Annotated in this window: 15 protein-coding genes and 2 pseudogenes; 8 read left to right on the forward strand and 9 right to left on the reverse strand. The window is 40.7% G+C overall.

The annotated features are described in order from the left end of the window. Window position 1 precedes the first annotated feature (1 nt). Both B4F91_RS18800 and astB read left to right on the forward strand, forming a co-directional pair. The gene (locus B4F91_RS18800) at window positions 2-1105 is read left to right on the forward strand and encodes an L-dopachrome tautomerase-related protein (protein WP_286938614.1); all 1104 of its coding nucleotides are present in this window, start codon (window positions 2-4) and stop codon (window positions 1103-1105) included. A 412-nt stretch (window positions 1106-1517) separates the two neighbouring features. Continuing rightward, entirely contained in the window at window positions 1518-2864 is a 1347-nt protein-coding gene (astB, locus tag B4F91_RS18805) for an N-succinylarginine dihydrolase (RefSeq protein WP_029773659.1), read from the forward strand. 234 nt (window positions 2865-3098) lie between these two features. On the opposite strand, the gene B4F91_RS18810 is transcribed toward astB, so the two are convergent. After that, window positions 3099-3956: a mechanosensitive ion channel family protein gene (locus B4F91_RS18810; RefSeq protein WP_286938611.1), complete on the reverse strand. Its 858-nt coding sequence runs from the start codon at window positions 3954-3956 to the stop codon at window positions 3099-3101. 345 nt (window positions 3957-4301) lie between these two features. Here B4F91_RS18810 and B4F91_RS18815 point away from each other — a divergent pair, with 345 nt between their 5' ends. Continuing rightward, on the forward strand, window positions 4302-5300 hold the full coding sequence (locus B4F91_RS18815; RefSeq protein WP_286938610.1) for a DUF4382 domain-containing protein: 999 nt from the start codon (window positions 4302-4304) through the stop codon (window positions 5298-5300). Window positions 5301-5529: 229 nt separating this feature from the next. Then, window positions 5530-6210 carry an SDR family oxidoreductase gene (locus B4F91_RS18820; protein WP_248461760.1) on the forward strand — a complete coding sequence of 227 codons (681 nt, stop codon included), beginning with the start codon at window positions 5530-5532 and terminating at the stop codon, window positions 6208-6210. Between the two features lie 129 nt (window positions 6211-6339). Here the strand turns inward: B4F91_RS18820 and B4F91_RS18825 are convergent, their stop codons facing one another. After that, window positions 6340-6603 carry a Txe/YoeB family addiction module toxin gene (locus B4F91_RS18825; protein ID WP_024032911.1) on the reverse strand — a complete coding sequence of 88 codons (264 nt, stop codon included), beginning with the start codon at window positions 6601-6603 and terminating at the stop codon, window positions 6340-6342. Then, window positions 6596-6850, reverse strand: coding sequence for a type II toxin-antitoxin system Phd/YefM family antitoxin (locus B4F91_RS18830; protein WP_004587013.1), 255 nt, complete (start codon window positions 6848-6850; stop codon window positions 6596-6598). Before B4F91_RS18830 ends, B4F91_RS18825 begins: the two co-directional genes overlap by 8 nt. A gap of 132 nt (window positions 6851-6982) precedes the next feature. On the opposite strand from B4F91_RS18830, the pseudogene B4F91_RS18835 reads away from it, so the two are divergent. Continuing rightward, window positions 6983-7273: pseudogene (locus B4F91_RS18835) on the forward strand (SDR family oxidoreductase); the annotation flags it as partial. 121 nt (window positions 7274-7394) lie between these two features. Here the strand turns inward: B4F91_RS18835 and B4F91_RS18840 are convergent. Both B4F91_RS18840 and B4F91_RS18845 read right to left on the reverse strand, forming a co-directional pair. Continuing rightward, window positions 7395-8138: a toll/interleukin-1 receptor domain-containing protein gene (locus B4F91_RS18840; protein WP_286938609.1), complete on the reverse strand. Its 744-nt coding sequence runs from the start codon at window positions 8136-8138 to the stop codon at window positions 7395-7397. An 18-nt stretch (window positions 8139-8156) separates the two neighbouring features. Further along, window positions 8157-8975, reverse strand: coding sequence for a hypothetical protein (locus tag B4F91_RS18845; RefSeq protein ID WP_286938608.1), 819 nt, complete (start codon window positions 8973-8975; stop codon window positions 8157-8159). 419 nt (window positions 8976-9394) lie between these two features. Here B4F91_RS18845 and B4F91_RS18850 point away from each other — a divergent pair, with 419 nt between their 5' ends. After that, window positions 9395-10708 (forward strand): M20/M25/M40 family metallo-hydrolase, encoded by a 1314-nt coding sequence (locus tag B4F91_RS18850; protein WP_286938607.1) that lies wholly within the window; start codon window positions 9395-9397, stop codon window positions 10706-10708. A 15-nt stretch (window positions 10709-10723) separates the two neighbouring features. Here the strand turns inward: B4F91_RS18850 and B4F91_RS18855 are convergent, their stop codons facing one another. After that, complete coding sequence (locus tag B4F91_RS18855) at window positions 10724-11656, reverse strand: LysR family transcriptional regulator ArgP (protein WP_235207531.1); 933 nt, start codon at window positions 11654-11656, stop codon at window positions 10724-10726. Window positions 11657-11728: 72 nt separating this feature from the next. On the opposite strand from B4F91_RS18855, the gene B4F91_RS18860 reads away from it, so the two are divergent. Next, window positions 11729-12331 carry a LysE/ArgO family amino acid transporter gene (locus B4F91_RS18860; protein ID WP_004587008.1) on the forward strand — a complete coding sequence of 201 codons (603 nt, stop codon included), beginning with the start codon at window positions 11729-11731 and terminating at the stop codon, window positions 12329-12331. 59 nt (window positions 12332-12390) lie between these two features. Here B4F91_RS18860 and B4F91_RS18865 read toward each other — a convergent pair whose 3' ends face one another. The 3 genes from B4F91_RS18865 to B4F91_RS18875 all read right to left on the reverse strand — a co-directional run bounded on the left by B4F91_RS18865 (window position 12391) and on the right by B4F91_RS18875 (window position 15039). Beyond that, window positions 12391-13188, reverse strand: coding sequence for a response regulator (locus tag B4F91_RS18865; RefSeq protein ID WP_004587007.1), 798 nt, complete (start codon window positions 13186-13188; stop codon window positions 12391-12393). 121 nt (window positions 13189-13309) lie between these two features. Then, window positions 13310-14026 (reverse strand): SIR2 family NAD-dependent protein deacylase, encoded by a 717-nt coding sequence (locus B4F91_RS18870; RefSeq protein WP_024032918.1) that lies wholly within the window; start codon window positions 14024-14026, stop codon window positions 13310-13312. Then, window positions 14023-15039, reverse strand: coding sequence for a Kelch repeat-containing protein (locus B4F91_RS18875; RefSeq protein WP_286938606.1), 1017 nt, complete (start codon window positions 15037-15039; stop codon window positions 14023-14025). The genes B4F91_RS18870 and B4F91_RS18875 overlap by 4 nt, the downstream gene beginning before the upstream one ends. A 426-nt stretch (window positions 15040-15465) precedes the next feature. On the opposite strand from B4F91_RS18875, the pseudogene B4F91_RS18880 reads away from it, so the two are divergent. Next, window positions 15466-15683, forward strand: a pseudogene (locus tag B4F91_RS18880) (ligand-gated channel protein); the annotation flags it as partial.

Genomic DNA, 15683 nt, shown 5'->3' on the forward strand with positions numbered 1-15683 from the left:
CATGAACCAGATTAAAAAAATACTTTTAGCAGCAGCCTGCAACACCGCATTTTTAACCAGCATTGCATTTGCTAATACCCAACCTACGCACACCGATTTAAAAACAGTTGCTACATTTGATGCACAACACCCACCGGGTAATATTGCTATTACGCCATCGGATCGTAAGTTTTTATCGGTACATGGTTTTTACGGCCAAAAACAAAAAATTATGGAGCTATTAAGCGATGGCACCACCAAACCCTACCCTAATGAAGAATGGGCATACGCGTACAAAAACGGTAAAGGGTTTTACGACGTACTTGGCATAAATGTATCAGCCGATGGCGTGTTATGGATGCTTGATACATCAGGCCCTGATCATGCTGGGCGTTTAGTCGGTTGGGATACCAACAAAGAGCAGCTGCATAAAATAATTTATTTAGCTAAACCCACCATTACCGACACCTCGTTTTTAAACGATTTAGTTATCGATAATAAACACGGCGTTGTATACATTGCCGACACCGCACAAGGCAGCCAAGCCGCTATTATTACCGTAAATTTAAAAACAGGTGAGGCGCGCAGAGTCTTACAAAATAGCCCATACACCACAGCCGAAAACATCGACATGGTCATTGAAGGGCGCACTATGAAACTAGGCGGCCAACCAGCACGTTTAGGCGTAAACCCAATCACGCTCGACCCAAGCGAACAGTGGCTTTACTTTGGCTCTATGTCTGGCACATCGGTTTACCGTATTGCCACAAGCGATATTAACAATAAAAGCCTGAGCGCAAGCGCCCTTGAAAGTAAAGTAACGCGTTACGGCACTAAACCAATTTCAGATGGCATTATTGTTGATGGCGGCGGTAATGTGTATGTTACCGACATAACCAACGGCGCAATTGGTGTAGTAAAACCAAGCGGTAAATACCACGTATTATTTAAAGACGAGCGCTTAAGCTGGCCTGATGGCTTTAGTTATGGCGCCGATCATAAAATATATTTTACCGTAGATGAGCTACACCGCTCGCCAGTATTAAATAACGGTAAAAATGCCAGCCAAGGAAAATTTAGTGTGCTGTCGTTCGACCCACTAGTAAAGGGTAAAGTAGGGCGCTAAATACAGCGTATAAACCATACGCCACGCACCCGCTGCGTGGCTTTTTGATGCAACTTTTAAGCCTTTTAGCCCCAAAGTGGTGCTAAGCGCTCAAAAGTTATTTTTAGTGTTTTAATAAATATCTGATTTGTATTCATAAAATATTCAATTAACAGTTGGCATAATTCTTTCAAAGTACAGATGTGTTCAGTGAAACTTTCAAGGAAAATACCATGGCTAACCTATACCACACCCTTTACCTACTATGGCGTTTAGACATTAGCGTATGGCAGGTAAACGATCCGAGCAATACCCATACTACGTGCGATAAAGAGCGAGTTTACAGCCGATAAATTTCGTATTTATAGGCTTTGCAAGCGCGGCCATTGCGTTGTATTGTTAAGTAACTAAAAACAATATGATTGGAACGTGTATGCACGCCTTAGAAGTAAATTTTGATGGCTTAGTTGGCCCTACTCACAACTATGCGGGTTTATCGTATGGTAACGTTGCCTCGTTAAATAATGCGGCAAGTTTTTCAAACCCTCAAGAAGCTGTGTTACAGGGCCTTGAAAAAATGAAAGCCATGCACGACAAAGGCCTAACACAAGGTGTGTTTGCGCCCCATGCACGCCCCGATTTAAACGTACTACGTCGCTTAGGTTTTACCGGCAACGACTCGCAAGTTATTCATAAAGCATTTAAAGCCGACCCTATTTTATTGCGCGCGTGTTACTCGGCCTCTGCAATGTGGACTGCCAATGCCGCTACTGTTTCTCCATCGCCAGACACCCTCGATGGCAAAGTGCACTTTACCTCAGCTAATTTAAACAATAAGTTTCATCGCTCCTTAGAGCCTGCTACAACTACCCGCTTACTAAAAGCCATGTTTAATAACGATAGCTACTTTGCACACCACACGCATTTACCCGATCAGGGCTTTTTTGGCGACGAAGGCGCGGCTAACCACACCCGACTTTGCGACAGCCACGGCGAGCAAGGCCTAGAAATGTTCGTATTTGGCGCAAGTGCCTTTAACAGCCAGTTACCAAAACCGGCTAAGTTTCCTGCAAGGCAAACACTAGAAGCCTCAGAAGCCATTTGCCGATTACATAATTTAAAAGAATCGAGCCAAATTTTACTGCAGCAAAATCCAGATGTTATAGATCAAGGCGTGTTTCATAACGATGTAATTGCAGTAGGTAACGCAAACGTATTGCTTTGCCACCAGCAAGCATTTTTAAACCAACACGATGCCCTGCAAGAAATTCGCGATGCCTACACCGGCAGCAAACAGCTATACATAATTGAAGTACCTACCGATAAAGTAAGCATTAGCGATGCAGTAAGCAGTTACTTGTTTAATAGCCAATTAGTAAGCCTAGATGATGGCTCAATGCTATTAGTAGCGCCACAAGAGTGCCAACGTAATAGCGCAGTAAACGCCTACATTGAAGAAATGATTTTAGCGGATAACCCAGTAAACCAAGTGCAGTTTTTTGACCTGCGCCAAAGTATGCAAAATGGCGGCGGCCCTGCCTGCTTACGTTTACGTGTAGCCCTTAACCAACAAGAGCTAAGCGCAGTAAACCCAGAGGTTATTTTAACCGATACTAAATACACACAGCTTTGTGACTGGGCAAAACGTAACTACCGCGATAAGTTAGGCGCAAGCGACTTTGCTGATTCAGCCCTACTTACCGAAAGCTACCAAGCACTGGATGAACTCACCCAGCTGCTTAACTTAGGCTCAGTGTACGACTTTCAATTAGAAGGTTAATACTCGTCAGCAAAAAGCTGATACAAAAATAGCGAGCCAAGGCTCGCTATTTTATTTGTGCTTATGCTAATAGTGTTTAAAGGTTTTTTATACCAATTCGCTTTATTAAGTGATCTATTTTGAGGCTGGAAAAACGTGTTGATAACTAGGCAAAAAATTCGTTATTTAGTTGTTCTAAATGAGAATTTTTTAACGCAGGTAGCGACACGTTTAGCCCCGCAAAATGATTAAGTATTATTGCGGATTGGTATTAACCGTTATTGCCGATGCCATCGACTCAGATATATGCAGCGTTCGCTGCGGAAACGGAATACTCAGCCCCGCGCCTTCTATGGCCTCTTTAACGCGTTTATTTAAATCCCACACGGTTTGCCAGTAATCGCCATTTACAGCCCATGCACGTAATTGAATATTTACTGCGCTTTCGCCTATTGAGGTAACCATTACTTTAGGCGCTGGCTCTGCGAGTAATCGGCTTTCTGATGCAGCTAATTCTTTAAGTACATTTAAGCCTACATCAATAGAGTCGGCGTACGAAATACCCACCACTATATCCATGCGCCTTTTACCGTTGCGGGTAAAGTTTTTAATGTTGCCGCCCCACACTTTACCGTTAGGCGATGCGATATAAAGGCCGTCGGTGGTTTTAAAAATGGTCGTAAATAAGTTTATTTCGTTCACTGTGCCAAGCGTGCCGCTCGCATCTACAAAGTCGCCTATTTTAAATGGCCTAAGTATTAATAACATAATGCCGGCTGCAATATTACTTAAAGTGTTTTTAAGCGCCAAACCAATCGCTAAACCCGCCGCGCCCATTAGCGCTATTAAGCTTGCCGTATTAACGCCAAAAATATCTAATATAAACAGCCCAGCAATTATGTAAACTAAATACCCCGCAATGCTCGATAAAAGCGGCAGTAGCGTTTCGTCTACTTTTTTTAATGGCGACTTAGAATTTTTAATCGCTTTTTTTACCGAACGCGCAATAAGTGCACTCGCAACTAAAATAGCCAAGGCTAATACCACTTTGTAACCTAAAGTGATGATAGTTTCTGAATGGCTTTGCCAAAACACAATAAGTTTATCTTTCATACATATTCCAACTATGGGCTGATTATCAGCAAGAATTAAATCTATACACTTCAAAAGAAGTGGCGGGAGTATATAGTAAAAATTTTAAAGCGATAGCATTAAAATAAGTGGAAGGTGTGCCTATATCAGCAAATTAATTTAGCAAAGTTTTTCTTTTTTCGCTTAAATTTTCACACTTAAAACCTTAGTGCTCACAAACTAGTTAACCTATGGCGTACATACTTTTGTTCAAAAATGCGCAAAGTAAAATAAAGATTAACTTCAAGTAACTATTCTAAAAACCAGTTCAATCTAAATTCAGCTTAGCCCTTCTACAATCCGCTTTATAAACTAAAGGAGTAAATCATGAATTTTAAATCAACATTAGTCAGCAGCGCCGTTCTTTTTGCATTAGCCGGGTGTGGCTCTTCAAGTGATGACAATGACACAACACCGCCACAATCTAGCGACAAATCAACCTTTAGCCTTGGTGTGTCAGATGCGCCGGTTAGTGGTTTAAAAGCGGTTAACGTCGTGTTTGATTCAATCACTATTAAAACACAAGGCGATGAAGAATTTAGTTTTGAAACCCGAAGTGAAGCTGACGCATCTCAACCACAAATGGTTAATTTGCTCGATTACACCGGGGACGATGTTTTTGAGCTGCTTGACGATCAAGAAGTGCCAGCAGGCGAATACTCGTGGATCCGCGCTCAAGTTATAAATGGCGATACTAATAACCTTAGTTTTACATCTCACGTAGTATACGAAGACGACAGCATTGCTCCGCTCGTGGTAAAAAGAAAAGGGAATGATGGTGTAGGCGAAATACAACTCGATGGCTTTACACTTAACCAAACTGATAACGACTTTGTTTTAGAATTTGACCTAAAAAAATCGCTGGTCGATCCCCAAAATAATGAGGAGCTCTTTTTAAAACCTAGAGGCGTACGATTACAAAATCTTTCTGAGTCACAAGAAATTGAAGGCACAGTAAGCCAAGCGCTTATTAATAACTGTGAAACAGATAATATCGCCACTGCTGCTGCAGATTCAACGTTTGGACACGCCGTATATTTATATTCATCAGATGCTCAAGTACCTAAAGATATATACGAAATAGATGAGCAAACCCCAGAAGATGCTCCACTTGCGACCGCAAATGTTGTATTTGATCAAGACGATAACCAATATGAGTTTGAGCTTGCTTTCATTACACCGGGAGACTACCAACTTGGCTATACGTGCACCGCACATATAGACGATGCAGAGCTAGAAGATACTGATTTCACTGTTTATCAACTTAAGCAAATTAGTGTACCGCAAACTGAGGACCTTTCAGTTAGCTTTGACGTAACACAATAAACGTATAGCGCACTTTAAGGTGCGCTTTTTTTTATAAAAAGTATAACAAAAACGAACACTCCACCTTTGCAAAAACCCATTAAAGCCACTCATCTAAGATCATCCAAATAATTCATTCGAAAAGTGACCTGCATTCAAGCCCCGTTAACCCAGAACTGGTACAGTCAATAGCACGTATTAGTTAAACCGTTCTTATCATTTTGAATATGTAAACATAGGAGAAATAATCATGGCGAAAGAAAAAGTAGTTCTAATTACAGGTGCCTCTAGTGGCATAGGTGAAGCGAGTGCAAAAACATTGGTTAATAACGGCCATAAAGTCATTCTTACCGCCAGAAGTGAAGATAAATTAGCTGAACTAGTTGAGTCATTAGGTGAAGATAACGCACTGAGTGTACCCGCAGATGCCACCGACTTTACCGAACTTGAAAACGTAGTAACAGAAGGGCTTAAAAAATTTGGCCGACTAGATGCCGCATTTGCCAACGCAGGTATGGGCGTTTCAACCGCAGGCACTGAAAAAGGCGACCCCGATGAATGGTCAACCATGATAGACATAAACATTAAAGCCCTGCTGTGGACGGCAAAAGCAACCCTGCCTCATTTACGCCAAAACAAAGGCCACTTTATATTAACCAGCTCAGCCGCTGGCCGTAAGCCAATAAAAGGCTCTATTTACGGTGCAACTAAATGGTTTGCTTACGGGTTTGGGCAAAACTTGGCTGAGGAAATGAGCGAGTGGAACGGCCGCTGTACCACCATAGCCCCTGGCATGGTAAACACCCCATTTTTTGATGAAGCTAAACCCGACAAACTCGACCCGCAAGATGTAGCCGACGCCGTACTGTTTGCCATTGAAGCAAACCAGCGCAACAACGTGCGCGAGATTTATTTAATGCCGACTAATTAACGTTGTTTGGTTAAATTTGAGCTGTCAGGTTTAATGCCAATGGCGTTAAACCTGACGGTTTTTTAATAAATACTGGCTGGATAGGATGAATAATTCAAGATGGGTGTCTTGTTTATTTATCTTGTTTATTTAGTAATGGTAACGGCACGAGATAACTGTAATTGCTGTATCATCCACGGCATATACCAAACGATTTGTATCATCTATTCTACGAGACCAAAAGCCTGAAAGATTTTCTTTGAGGGGTTCCGGTTTTCCAATCCCATCAAATGGAGAACGCTTAACATCAGCAATTAGCTTATTTATACGTTTCAAGGTTTTCTTATCTTGAGTCTGCCAGTAGACGTAACTATTCCAAGCTTCATCAGTCCATGATAATAACCTGTTACTCATCAATAAGTTCTCGTGGAGTCGTTTTGCCCGCTTTATACTGCGCAATTGAACGGTTTAAATGTTCAGCGTTCGCTGGAGAGCGAAGTAAATGAACAGTTTCCATAAGGCTGTTGTAGTAATCTAATGACATTACAACCGCATCTTCAGTGTCACGACGAGTGATTACTGTCGTATCTGCATCATTAATTACATTATCCAAAACGGCTTTTAGACTATTTCGGGCTTCGGTAAAAGACACTATTCTCATTTTGCACCTCACTTGTACATTATATAAGACAAGTTTAGCTGGAAAATTATCACATGTACAGGATACTGTGCATTACTTTGTTGTGGTAGCAAATTTCTAAATAAAGCGCACAGATATATGGGCTAAAACCAAGGCTACTTTATATTAACCAGCCCAGCTGCTGGCCGTATGCCAATTAAAGGCTCTATTTACGGTGCAACTAAATGGTTTGCTTACGGGTTTGGCCAAAACTTAGCTGAAGAAATGAGCGAGTGGAATGGCCGCTGTACCACCATAGCCCCTAGCATGGTAAACACTCCATTTTTTGATGAAGCAAAACCCGACAAACTCGACCCACAAGATGTGGCCGACGCCGTACTATTTGTCATTGAAGCAAACCAGCGCATCAACGTGCGCGAGATATATTTAATGCCGACTAATTAACGATGATTGGTTGAATTTGAGCTTTCAGGTTTAATGCCAATGGCGTTAAACCTGATGGTTGTCTTTATTAGATGTTGGTAGTCAAAAATAAAGCAAAGGTATTGTATATTTAAACGTTTTGTTAGGAATCTATGATTCCGTGACTAACTAGATAATCATACCCATCGCTAGTGACCGAATATTTATTAAGTATATCAGACTTAACTAGCCCCATTGATTCAGCTTGACTCAAATACCTTTCTAATTTTAGCCGATGCATGTCACTAAAATTTTTAATTTCCCCAATGCTTAAGTCATCATATTGACTCTTTTCAAATGCTTTAGATAAAACGACCATTGATGCTTTTACGCCGTCTGCGGTTCTATCAGGCTTAGACCCCTGCAATGGCCTAAATGGGTTTGTTCCAATTTCAGGTTTTTCATACAAAGGGGCATCAAGAAGAGTCCTCAACAACTCATCAAGTGAATATTCAACCTCTGAGTCATTAGAAAAGTTTATATAAAGCTTTGATCGCAAGAAGGTAGGAAGAGTCGGTGAAGATGACTGACGAACTACAGGAATGATAATATTGCTATCAATTCTTTGCAGCAATGAGGCTGTTACTATCATTTTCTCATAACCAACCCCTCCCTTACCTGCATTAGCTTTTGAAACATAAGTTTCTGAACACACAATAATAACGTAATCACATTTATCTAATTCAGTTTCCATGAAGTGTGGCAGATCATCGCCTGGCCTTAAATCCCACTGATCGAGAACTGTATCAATTCCACGACTTCGTAAAGTGGTAGCAAAATCTAAAACCCAACTTTTGTGTTCAGCAGAGTCATGAGAATAAGAAATAAATACTCTAGGTGGTGTCATTTAATTAAATGCTCCTCATTAATTAGGGCTTGATCCATAAGCGCGATTTTCAGCATCCGGCTTTCTTGACTTGTTAGAGCTTTTACTTGATGTAACACCTTGATCACTAATGACATCTAAGAATAATTTTTTCATTGCATTTGGTCTAGCAGAAAATATTTGGTAACCACCTATAATAAGCGAAAGAACAACAGCAATAATTGATATCCAAAATGACATTTTTGAATCCCCCAGATATTCATCTACTAATATATTTTTCTCATGTAGCTCGTCCGCCAGATTATTTATGTCATTTACTATATCTGGATATGAGTCACCTGTTTTAATTCTAATATTTTCGAAGTAGTCTTTTTGTCCAACTTGAAGTTTATCGAATGGGTTAATTTCTTCATATTCACTAATAATTGGCTCTAATATTGGCAGAATATCTTGCTTTGATTTTCTAAATGCATTCACCCTTATGTCACTTAATACAACCGACAACGGTATATCCACGTTATAATAATCATCTCTATTAGAAAAAATGACTTTTAGTACATTTTCTGTTGATTGAGTTCTTGAAGCTTGCCTTATCGCTTCTAAATCTCCTCCATTCACTATTATTTCTTCAATGTCTTTCTGAAGAACTATTTTTTCTACGAACTTTTTTTCCTCTACTAATATAAGAGAAAGAGATGTCATTATCGAAAGTAAAGGCAATAAAAGAAGAAGTAAGTAAACGCGTTGCCTTTTGCTTCTTTGCTCAATCCGTTCTAAAACAGCTTTTTGATAATGAAGCCTTCTATTTCGCTCTTTGATAGCAGAGTCACTCTCCATGTCTTCAAAATCATTTACCATTTAAAATTTGCTCCATTTACAGTGAAGTTCCAACAATTCAAACTAAGACATTTGTCATTTTGCAAAGCAGTAAATGTCCCTATTTTATACTGATTTCATCCTAGCTATAAAATAAATAACTGTAAACAAATAGTTAGCTTCACCTTACTTTTCCTAAATGTAGCAAAACCCCAAAATGGTGGAGATCAGTAATATCAGACATATAGCTGTGTAGTTGTATTAGTTGATTATTAATTATTAATTAATAAATCATATTTTAAATACCTGAGTTTAAACCAGTAACGCATACACCCATTAACCCGTAAACTTGTAACCTGTTATTGCTTATAAAATTAGTTAAAAATCACAATCTACTTCTATTGAACCCTTTGTATTTTTACTCCATATTAGCTGAACTACTTTTCAATTATTAGGCTGTTATGTCACTTTTAAAATTTAGCCAAGCACTTATTTTTACCCTTGCAAGTACCCTGTCGCTTACAAGCTATGCGGCGCTTAATAAAAACGAGCGTGAAATAGTAAAACAAGTTGAGCAAAACATGCCGCAAGCGCTTAAAGAAATAGAACAAGCGGTAAACATTAATAGCGGCTCACTAAATATTGAAGGCGTAAAAAAGGTAGGCGCGCTTGCAAGCGAGCAATTAAAAGCCATTGGTTTTGAGGTTGAGTGGCTAGATGGCAGCGCGTTTAACCGTGCAGGGCATGTATTAGCAACCCATGAGAGTAATGATCCCGATGCAATAAAAATACTGATGATCGGCCATCTTGATACCGTGTTTGCTAAACACGATAACTTTACTACCTATAAACAAATTGATGAACACACCGCCAGAGGCCCAGGTGTAGCCGACATGAAAGGTGGTAACACTATTATAATTACCGCACTTAAAAGCCTGCAAGCGCTCAATTTACTTGAAAACGTAAGCGTAAAAGTGCTGCTTACCGGCGATGAAGAAAGCAGCGGCCGCCCACTTAGTTTATCTAAAAAGGCGATTGTTGATGGCGCAATTTGGGCTGACGTAGCGCTAGGTTTTGAGAACGGCGATAACAATATTAAAACCGCGATGGCGGCGCGCCGTGGTTATACCGGTTGGACGTTAAATGTAACGGCCAATGCCGCACATTCATCGCAAATATTTAGTGACAATGTGGGCTATGGCGCTATTTACGAGGCGTCGCGTATTTTAAATAACTTTAGAGAGCAACTAGCTACACAACCTAATTTAACCTTTAACCCGGGGCTTATTGTAGGCGGTACAAATGCCGATTACGACAGTGCTAACTCGTCAGCCACGGCGTTTGGTAAAAGTAACGTAATTGCGCAAACCGTGCATGTAGCGGGTGATTTACGGGCGCTTTCGCCAAAGCAGGTAGAGGGCGCTAAAAAAGTGATGCAGCAAATAGTGGCTAAAAGCTTAAATGGCAGCCAAGCTGAGCTTACTTTTGAAGACGGCTACCCACCAATGGGGCTCACTGAGGGTAATAAAAAGCTGCTTGCACTGTATAGCCAAGCAAGCCAAGACTTAGGCTATAACAAAGTGGAGGCTGCAAACCCACGTAATGCCGGTGCTGCTGATATTTCGTTTGCTGCAAACCATGTTGATATGGCGCTTGATGGCCTAGGCCTCATGGGCAGTGGTGCGCACACTAAAAACGAAACCGCCGATTTAACCTCACTTAATAAAAACATCGCTAAAACAGCACTGCTTATTTACAGATTAGGGCAGTTATAAACGCAGGCTTAGCCTTTATAGGTTAATAGGCTCTAGCCGTTTGCCTGCTACTTGCAATGCAAACTTACGCAACGTTTTAAGCTGCGGGCTTTCGGTTTGCCAATAGTGCCAATACAAAGGTGTATCAATATAATATTCTGGGAATAAATCGACTAACTCGCCTTTTATCAGCGAATCTCCTAGCTGTAAGGTAGGTAATAGCCCATAACCTAGGCCTGCTATCATGGCTTGTTTAAATCCCTCTGACGAAGGGTAAATATGGGTAAACAGTGGGGCTGAGCCATTAATATCTTCTAAAAACTGGTGTTGTAGCTTGTCATACTCACTAAATACCAAGCACGGTAAATGCGCTAATTGCGAAAGCTCAGTAAGCTTATGTTGTTTTATAAAATCGGGGCTTGCAATGGCTTTGTAGCGTATGGCGCCAAGTGGGCTAACTAGGCCGCCATTAACGGGCTCGGGGGATGAGCTAATACACACCATAACCTCGCCGTCTTTCATTCTTTTATGGGCAATGGATTGATCTTCACTAATGACTTCAAAGCGTAATTTGCACGCAAGCTCTGTATCTAATACGGCGAGTGCTTCGGGCAGCCAGGTTGCAAGCGAATCCGCATTAGCAGCAAGCTTTACGCTAAGCGGGGTGTTTAAATCTGTGTGCTCGTTAAGTGCCTCTACATTAAGGGCCACTTCTAGCTGTAATACTTGCTGTAAATGATTAAGTAAACGTTTACCAAGTGCCGTGGGCGTTGGCGGCTGGGTTCTTATTAATACGGGTTCGCCTAGTTTGGCCTCAAGCTGATGAATACGCCTGCTCACCGCCGATTGGGTAATAAATAATTTTTTTGAGGCCTTTTCAAATCCGCCTTCACTTATAACGGCACTAAGCGCATTGAGTAACTGGTAATCAATCATGAGTTTTACGCATATAACAATAAATATATTCATTGGATTTGTAACAGAATACCCCCTACCCTGCAAGGCATTGGATAACAGGTTTTATTTGAGTGGATTAGAAGTATGTCGTTTTTGTCGGGTGTGATGTTAGGGCTAAGTTTAATTATTGCCATTGGGGCGCAAAATATTTGGATTTTAAGCCAATGTATGGCGGGCGCTAACCGTTTTGTTTTAGCCGCGGTTTGTATACTTTGCGACGCCACATTAATTATTGTAGGTGTATTTGCCGCTAATGAGTTAAAGCTATGGCTGCCGGGGTTATTACCGTGGTTAACGTGGGGCGGTATAGCTATGTTACTTTACTTAGCATTTGGCTCTGCGCGCAGCGCAATTAAAGGCACATCGGGGTTAAAAGTAACTCAGGTAATAAAAGTGAGCTGGTGGAAAACGGCCCTTGCGGCCTTTGCTATAAGCTTACTAAATCCACATGTTTATTTAGACACCGTATTGCTGCTTGGCAGCATTGGCGCATTACAACCCGTGCCTATGCACTTTGCTATTGGCGCTTGTGTGGCCTCTGTTATTTGGTTTAGTAGCTTAGTGTTGTTTGCGCCAAAATTAAAAAAGGTTTTAAGCTCCCCGTTTAGATGGCGCGTATTTGATAGCTGTATTGCGGTTATTTTATGTTTTGTGGCGTTTCAGTTATATAACGTGCCAAGCCAATAAGCCAAAACAGCGGTAGTTATGTATTTAACTACCGCTGTTGTTAGCCGTTTTTTAGAAGACTAAGACATTATTTTATAAAGTAATTCTCGCACTGTGGCCGGCTCAAACGGTTTATCACAAATGGCATCAACTCCTGCTTGCGCAATATTAGCTAGGTGAGTGTCGTTTGCCTCTGAGCTCACCATTAAAATAGGAATATGCGAGTAAGCATTTGAGCCACGTACAGTTTCGGTTAGTTCGCGGCCATCCATTTCTGGCATGTTGTAATCGGTAACGATTAAATCGAACGATTGCTCACTAAGGTGCGCTATGGCTTCTTTTCCGTTTTCGGCTTCTACGGGTTCGGGGATCCCCATGCCAGCAAGTACGCGTATTATGTGTTTACGAGCAAAGCGGCTGTCGTCTACTACAAGTACACGAAGTAGCGTTACATCAAAATGATCAAGATCTACTTCTTCTTCGCTTATTATATCGAGGGTTGCTTTGAGTGCGCGAGTAATGGCTTTTGCACTAAAAGGCTTAGGTAAAATAGCCAGCACACCGGATTGGCGTAGTTGCTCAAGGTACTTTTTATTACGCTCGCTCGATATAAGCATAAAAGGTTGATGTTCAGTGGCGGGGTTAAGTCTTATTTTTTGCAATAATGAGTCGGCGGTGCCGTCTGATAAGTACATCGAGCTTATTACTAGGTCTGGGTGGTAACTTTCAAGTAACGATAAAACCTGCGCTTGAGTAGCCGCAGTTTCTACTTGTTTAACACCACTTTCTGCAAGCGATTTTATTATTATTTTTTGCTGAACCTCTGAAGGCTCTACAAGTAAAATGGACAAGTTTGCTATTGCAGTTAGGTCGCTCATTCAAGTCTCTTTGGTATTGTTATAATGAGGATAATAATAACATTATTGACTCGTTAATATTATATAAAGAGATTGTAATATTTAAGAAAACATTAGCAATCTCTTTAAAATATAGCACTTTCTAATTAGATTGGATGTATTCTAATGCATTCATTTTTTTGTACGTTACGTTGCTGTGCATTATGTGAACAGGGTTAGGGTCTACCACTTCTACAGGTATGTCGTAATTACGGGCTATTTCTAATGCCATTTGGGTGATATTTACACTAAACGAGGTGCCCATAAATACAATTTTATCGGCGTTGAGCATACGCTGTTGTGCTTCGGTTATTCTGTAAAGCTCGGTGTAAAATTCATCGAACAACAACACAAAAGGCTTAAACGAATGATTAAGCTCCGGTGTTTGGTTTTGAATATTAAATAGCTCAAAAAGAGACTCATGCAGGCGACTTTCATCTACACTATCCCACGGTGTCATAAGCGGTTTAACGGCTTCGCCTTGCTCATGAAATAACGTCATTTGATCGAGCCTGCCGTGTATAGCAATGTAATTTTTGTTACCGGCTTTGCCATCAAGGCCATCTATATTTTGGGTTATTAAGTTTTTATCGCTCAGCCAATGGTGTACTTCATTCGGGCCATGGTTACGATAGGCTGCAAAACGATTGTAATACCAAGCTAAAAACTCGCGTGGATTATTTTGATACATAGCACGCGTGGCCATTTCCATAGGCGTATAGTTTTTACTGCCTATAGTCCAAAAGCCATCTTCGCCTCTAAATGTAGGTATGCCACTAGCAGCACTTACCCCTGCACCGGTAATATAAAGTGTATTCACTGTGCTACCTCGTACCCTAGTACATCGTTTATTACTTGTTGTTGGTTGTTCATACCGCCAATACGATATAAAGCCCCATTGTGCTCAAGTAGGCCACGGTGATCCATACTGCCAACAGCTACATTAGGTAATACCTGCCACGTGTTTTGCTTTATATTAAAACGCCACACATGGTTGCTCGCCGGGGCGGGCTGTTTATTGTAACCAATCCCGTTGTAGTTATAGGGGTTATTAGAGCCGCCCAGCATGTAAATATTGTTATTGTAGCTAGTAGCAGCCATACGGTAATGCGACTCCCCCGTAGGGTGGGGCAAAGTACGCCAATCTATTTTTAGCGGATTGTTGGCATTTATTGTGCCTTTTAAACACTGAGCAACACCTGCAAACGAGCGGCGAGAATCTGAATTTGCTTGGGTTTTAACGCCATCGCAAATAACAATGGTATTACCACTAATAGCAGCCGCTTGGCCAAATACTGGCTCACCTAAAAAAGGCGACCCCTGCTGCCATGTATTGTTTTTAGTATCGTAAACTTGTACTAAATTTACGTTGCCATCGTTATGCCAGCCGCTAATAAGGTATATGTAACGCTCTTTGTAGCTTAGCGCTACGCTGTCATCAACTGGTACTGGCATGCTTGCAAGGTGTTTATACGTATTGTTTTTTATATCGAAACGGTACACATCGGGGCTTGAAATTTCAGTATGATCGCTATCTACCGTGTAGCCACCAAATATATAAGCGTATTCACCTAAGCCAACAGCAGTACTGGCTAAGCGCCCCTTTAATGGCAAACTTGAAGGCACACTCGCTTGTTGCTGCCATGCGCTGTCGCCCAGTTTTAGTGAAAATACCTTATTGTGTACATCTGTGTGTTGTTTGTTTTTACCAAGCCCCATAAAACTCAAAAAATAGCGTTGGTTTTCAACAGTAACCTTAGCTACGGCATTGTTTGCAACGGGTTCGGGTAAAGCAGGAAGGCTTGCTAACGCAATAGAAAAAAGAAGGCTCATAAAAACAAATAATATAAAAGTGACTAATACACTTAGGGTAAATTATTTTGCCTGTATGAACCAGCTAACTATAAGTAATTTACCTTATTAATGGTGTGTTTAGGTGTGCTGCGTTTTACATACCATCTAATAATTAATGATATAGCCAGCAAGCTAAATTAGATAAGCGAATTTACAAGCAGCGCCTAATGTACACTGCCTTATTACTTGATTTTGTAGCTTTATTTGTTAATTTTATTTAAAAACTACAAAACTTTAATAATTTAGCGTTACGTTTTAAAACACCCTTACTACTTAGTAATTTATGCTAGTTAGCCTAATAAAGTGTACTTTTAGCAATATAAAGTATGCTAATATTTTGTGGTAACAAATGTTTTACAAAAATATATCCTGTTTTTGATTTTTGATCCCTGTGGAGAAACCTAGGTGAAAATACCTAAAAAGCTATTGTGCTCACTAATTATTGCCTCACCAATACTTGCTGCAGAACCATTAAACGACGATGACTTAGACCTTGACGCGTTAATGGGAATGGATGTTCAAGCAACTTCTGCAATGAAACGAGCACAATCGGCCTTTAACACCGCCTCTTCTATTTATGTGCTAAGCAAAGAGCAAATTACAAGTTCGGGCGCTACCTCTAT

The organism is Pseudoalteromonas sp. UBA6610, assembly GCF_002433295.1.
In the GTDB taxonomy this organism is placed as follows: Bacteria; Pseudomonadota; Gammaproteobacteria; order Enterobacterales; family Alteromonadaceae; genus Pseudoalteromonas; species Pseudoalteromonas atlantica.

What these genes read in the sequence shown, in the direction of transcription:
- B4F91_RS18855 (WP_235207531.1), bottom strand. Translation starts at nt 11,656, where the DNA reads ATGAATATATTTATTGTTATATGCGTAAAACTCATGATTGATTACCAG.
- B4F91_RS18845 (WP_286938608.1), bottom strand. Translation starts at nt 8,975, where the DNA reads ATGGTAAATGATTTTGAAGACATGGAGAGTGACTCTGCTATCAAAGAG.
- B4F91_RS18875 (WP_286938606.1), bottom strand. Translation starts at nt 15,039, where the DNA reads ATGAGCCTTCTTTTTTCTATTGCGTTAGCAAGCCTTCCTGCTTTACCC.
- astB (WP_029773659.1), top strand. Translation starts at nt 1,518, where the DNA reads ATGCACGCCTTAGAAGTAAATTTTGATGGCTTAGTTGGCCCTACTCAC.
- B4F91_RS18820 (WP_248461760.1), top strand. Translation starts at nt 5,530, where the DNA reads ATGGCGAAAGAAAAAGTAGTTCTAATTACAGGTGCCTCTAGTGGCATA.
- B4F91_RS18815 (WP_286938610.1), top strand. Translation starts at nt 4,302, where the DNA reads ATGAATTTTAAATCAACATTAGTCAGCAGCGCCGTTCTTTTTGCATTA.
- B4F91_RS18850 (WP_286938607.1), top strand. Translation starts at nt 9,395, where the DNA reads ATGTCACTTTTAAAATTTAGCCAAGCACTTATTTTTACCCTTGCAAGT.
- B4F91_RS18825 (WP_024032911.1), bottom strand. Translation starts at nt 6,603, where the DNA reads ATGAGTAACAGGTTATTATCATGGACTGATGAAGCTTGGAATAGTTAC.
- B4F91_RS18865 (WP_004587007.1), bottom strand. Translation starts at nt 13,188, where the DNA reads ATGAGCGACCTAACTGCAATAGCAAACTTGTCCATTTTACTTGTAGAG.
- B4F91_RS18840 (WP_286938609.1), bottom strand. Translation starts at nt 8,138, where the DNA reads ATGACACCACCTAGAGTATTTATTTCTTATTCTCATGACTCTGCTGAA.
- B4F91_RS18860 (WP_004587008.1), top strand. Translation starts at nt 11,729, where the DNA reads ATGTCGTTTTTGTCGGGTGTGATGTTAGGGCTAAGTTTAATTATTGCC.
- B4F91_RS18830 (WP_004587013.1), bottom strand. Translation starts at nt 6,850, where the DNA reads ATGAGAATAGTGTCTTTTACCGAAGCCCGAAATAGTCTAAAAGCCGTT.
- B4F91_RS18800 (WP_286938614.1), top strand. Translation starts at nt 2, where the DNA reads ATGAACCAGATTAAAAAAATACTTTTAGCAGCAGCCTGCAACACCGCA.
- B4F91_RS18810 (WP_286938611.1), bottom strand. Translation starts at nt 3,956, where the DNA reads ATGAAAGATAAACTTATTGTGTTTTGGCAAAGCCATTCAGAAACTATC.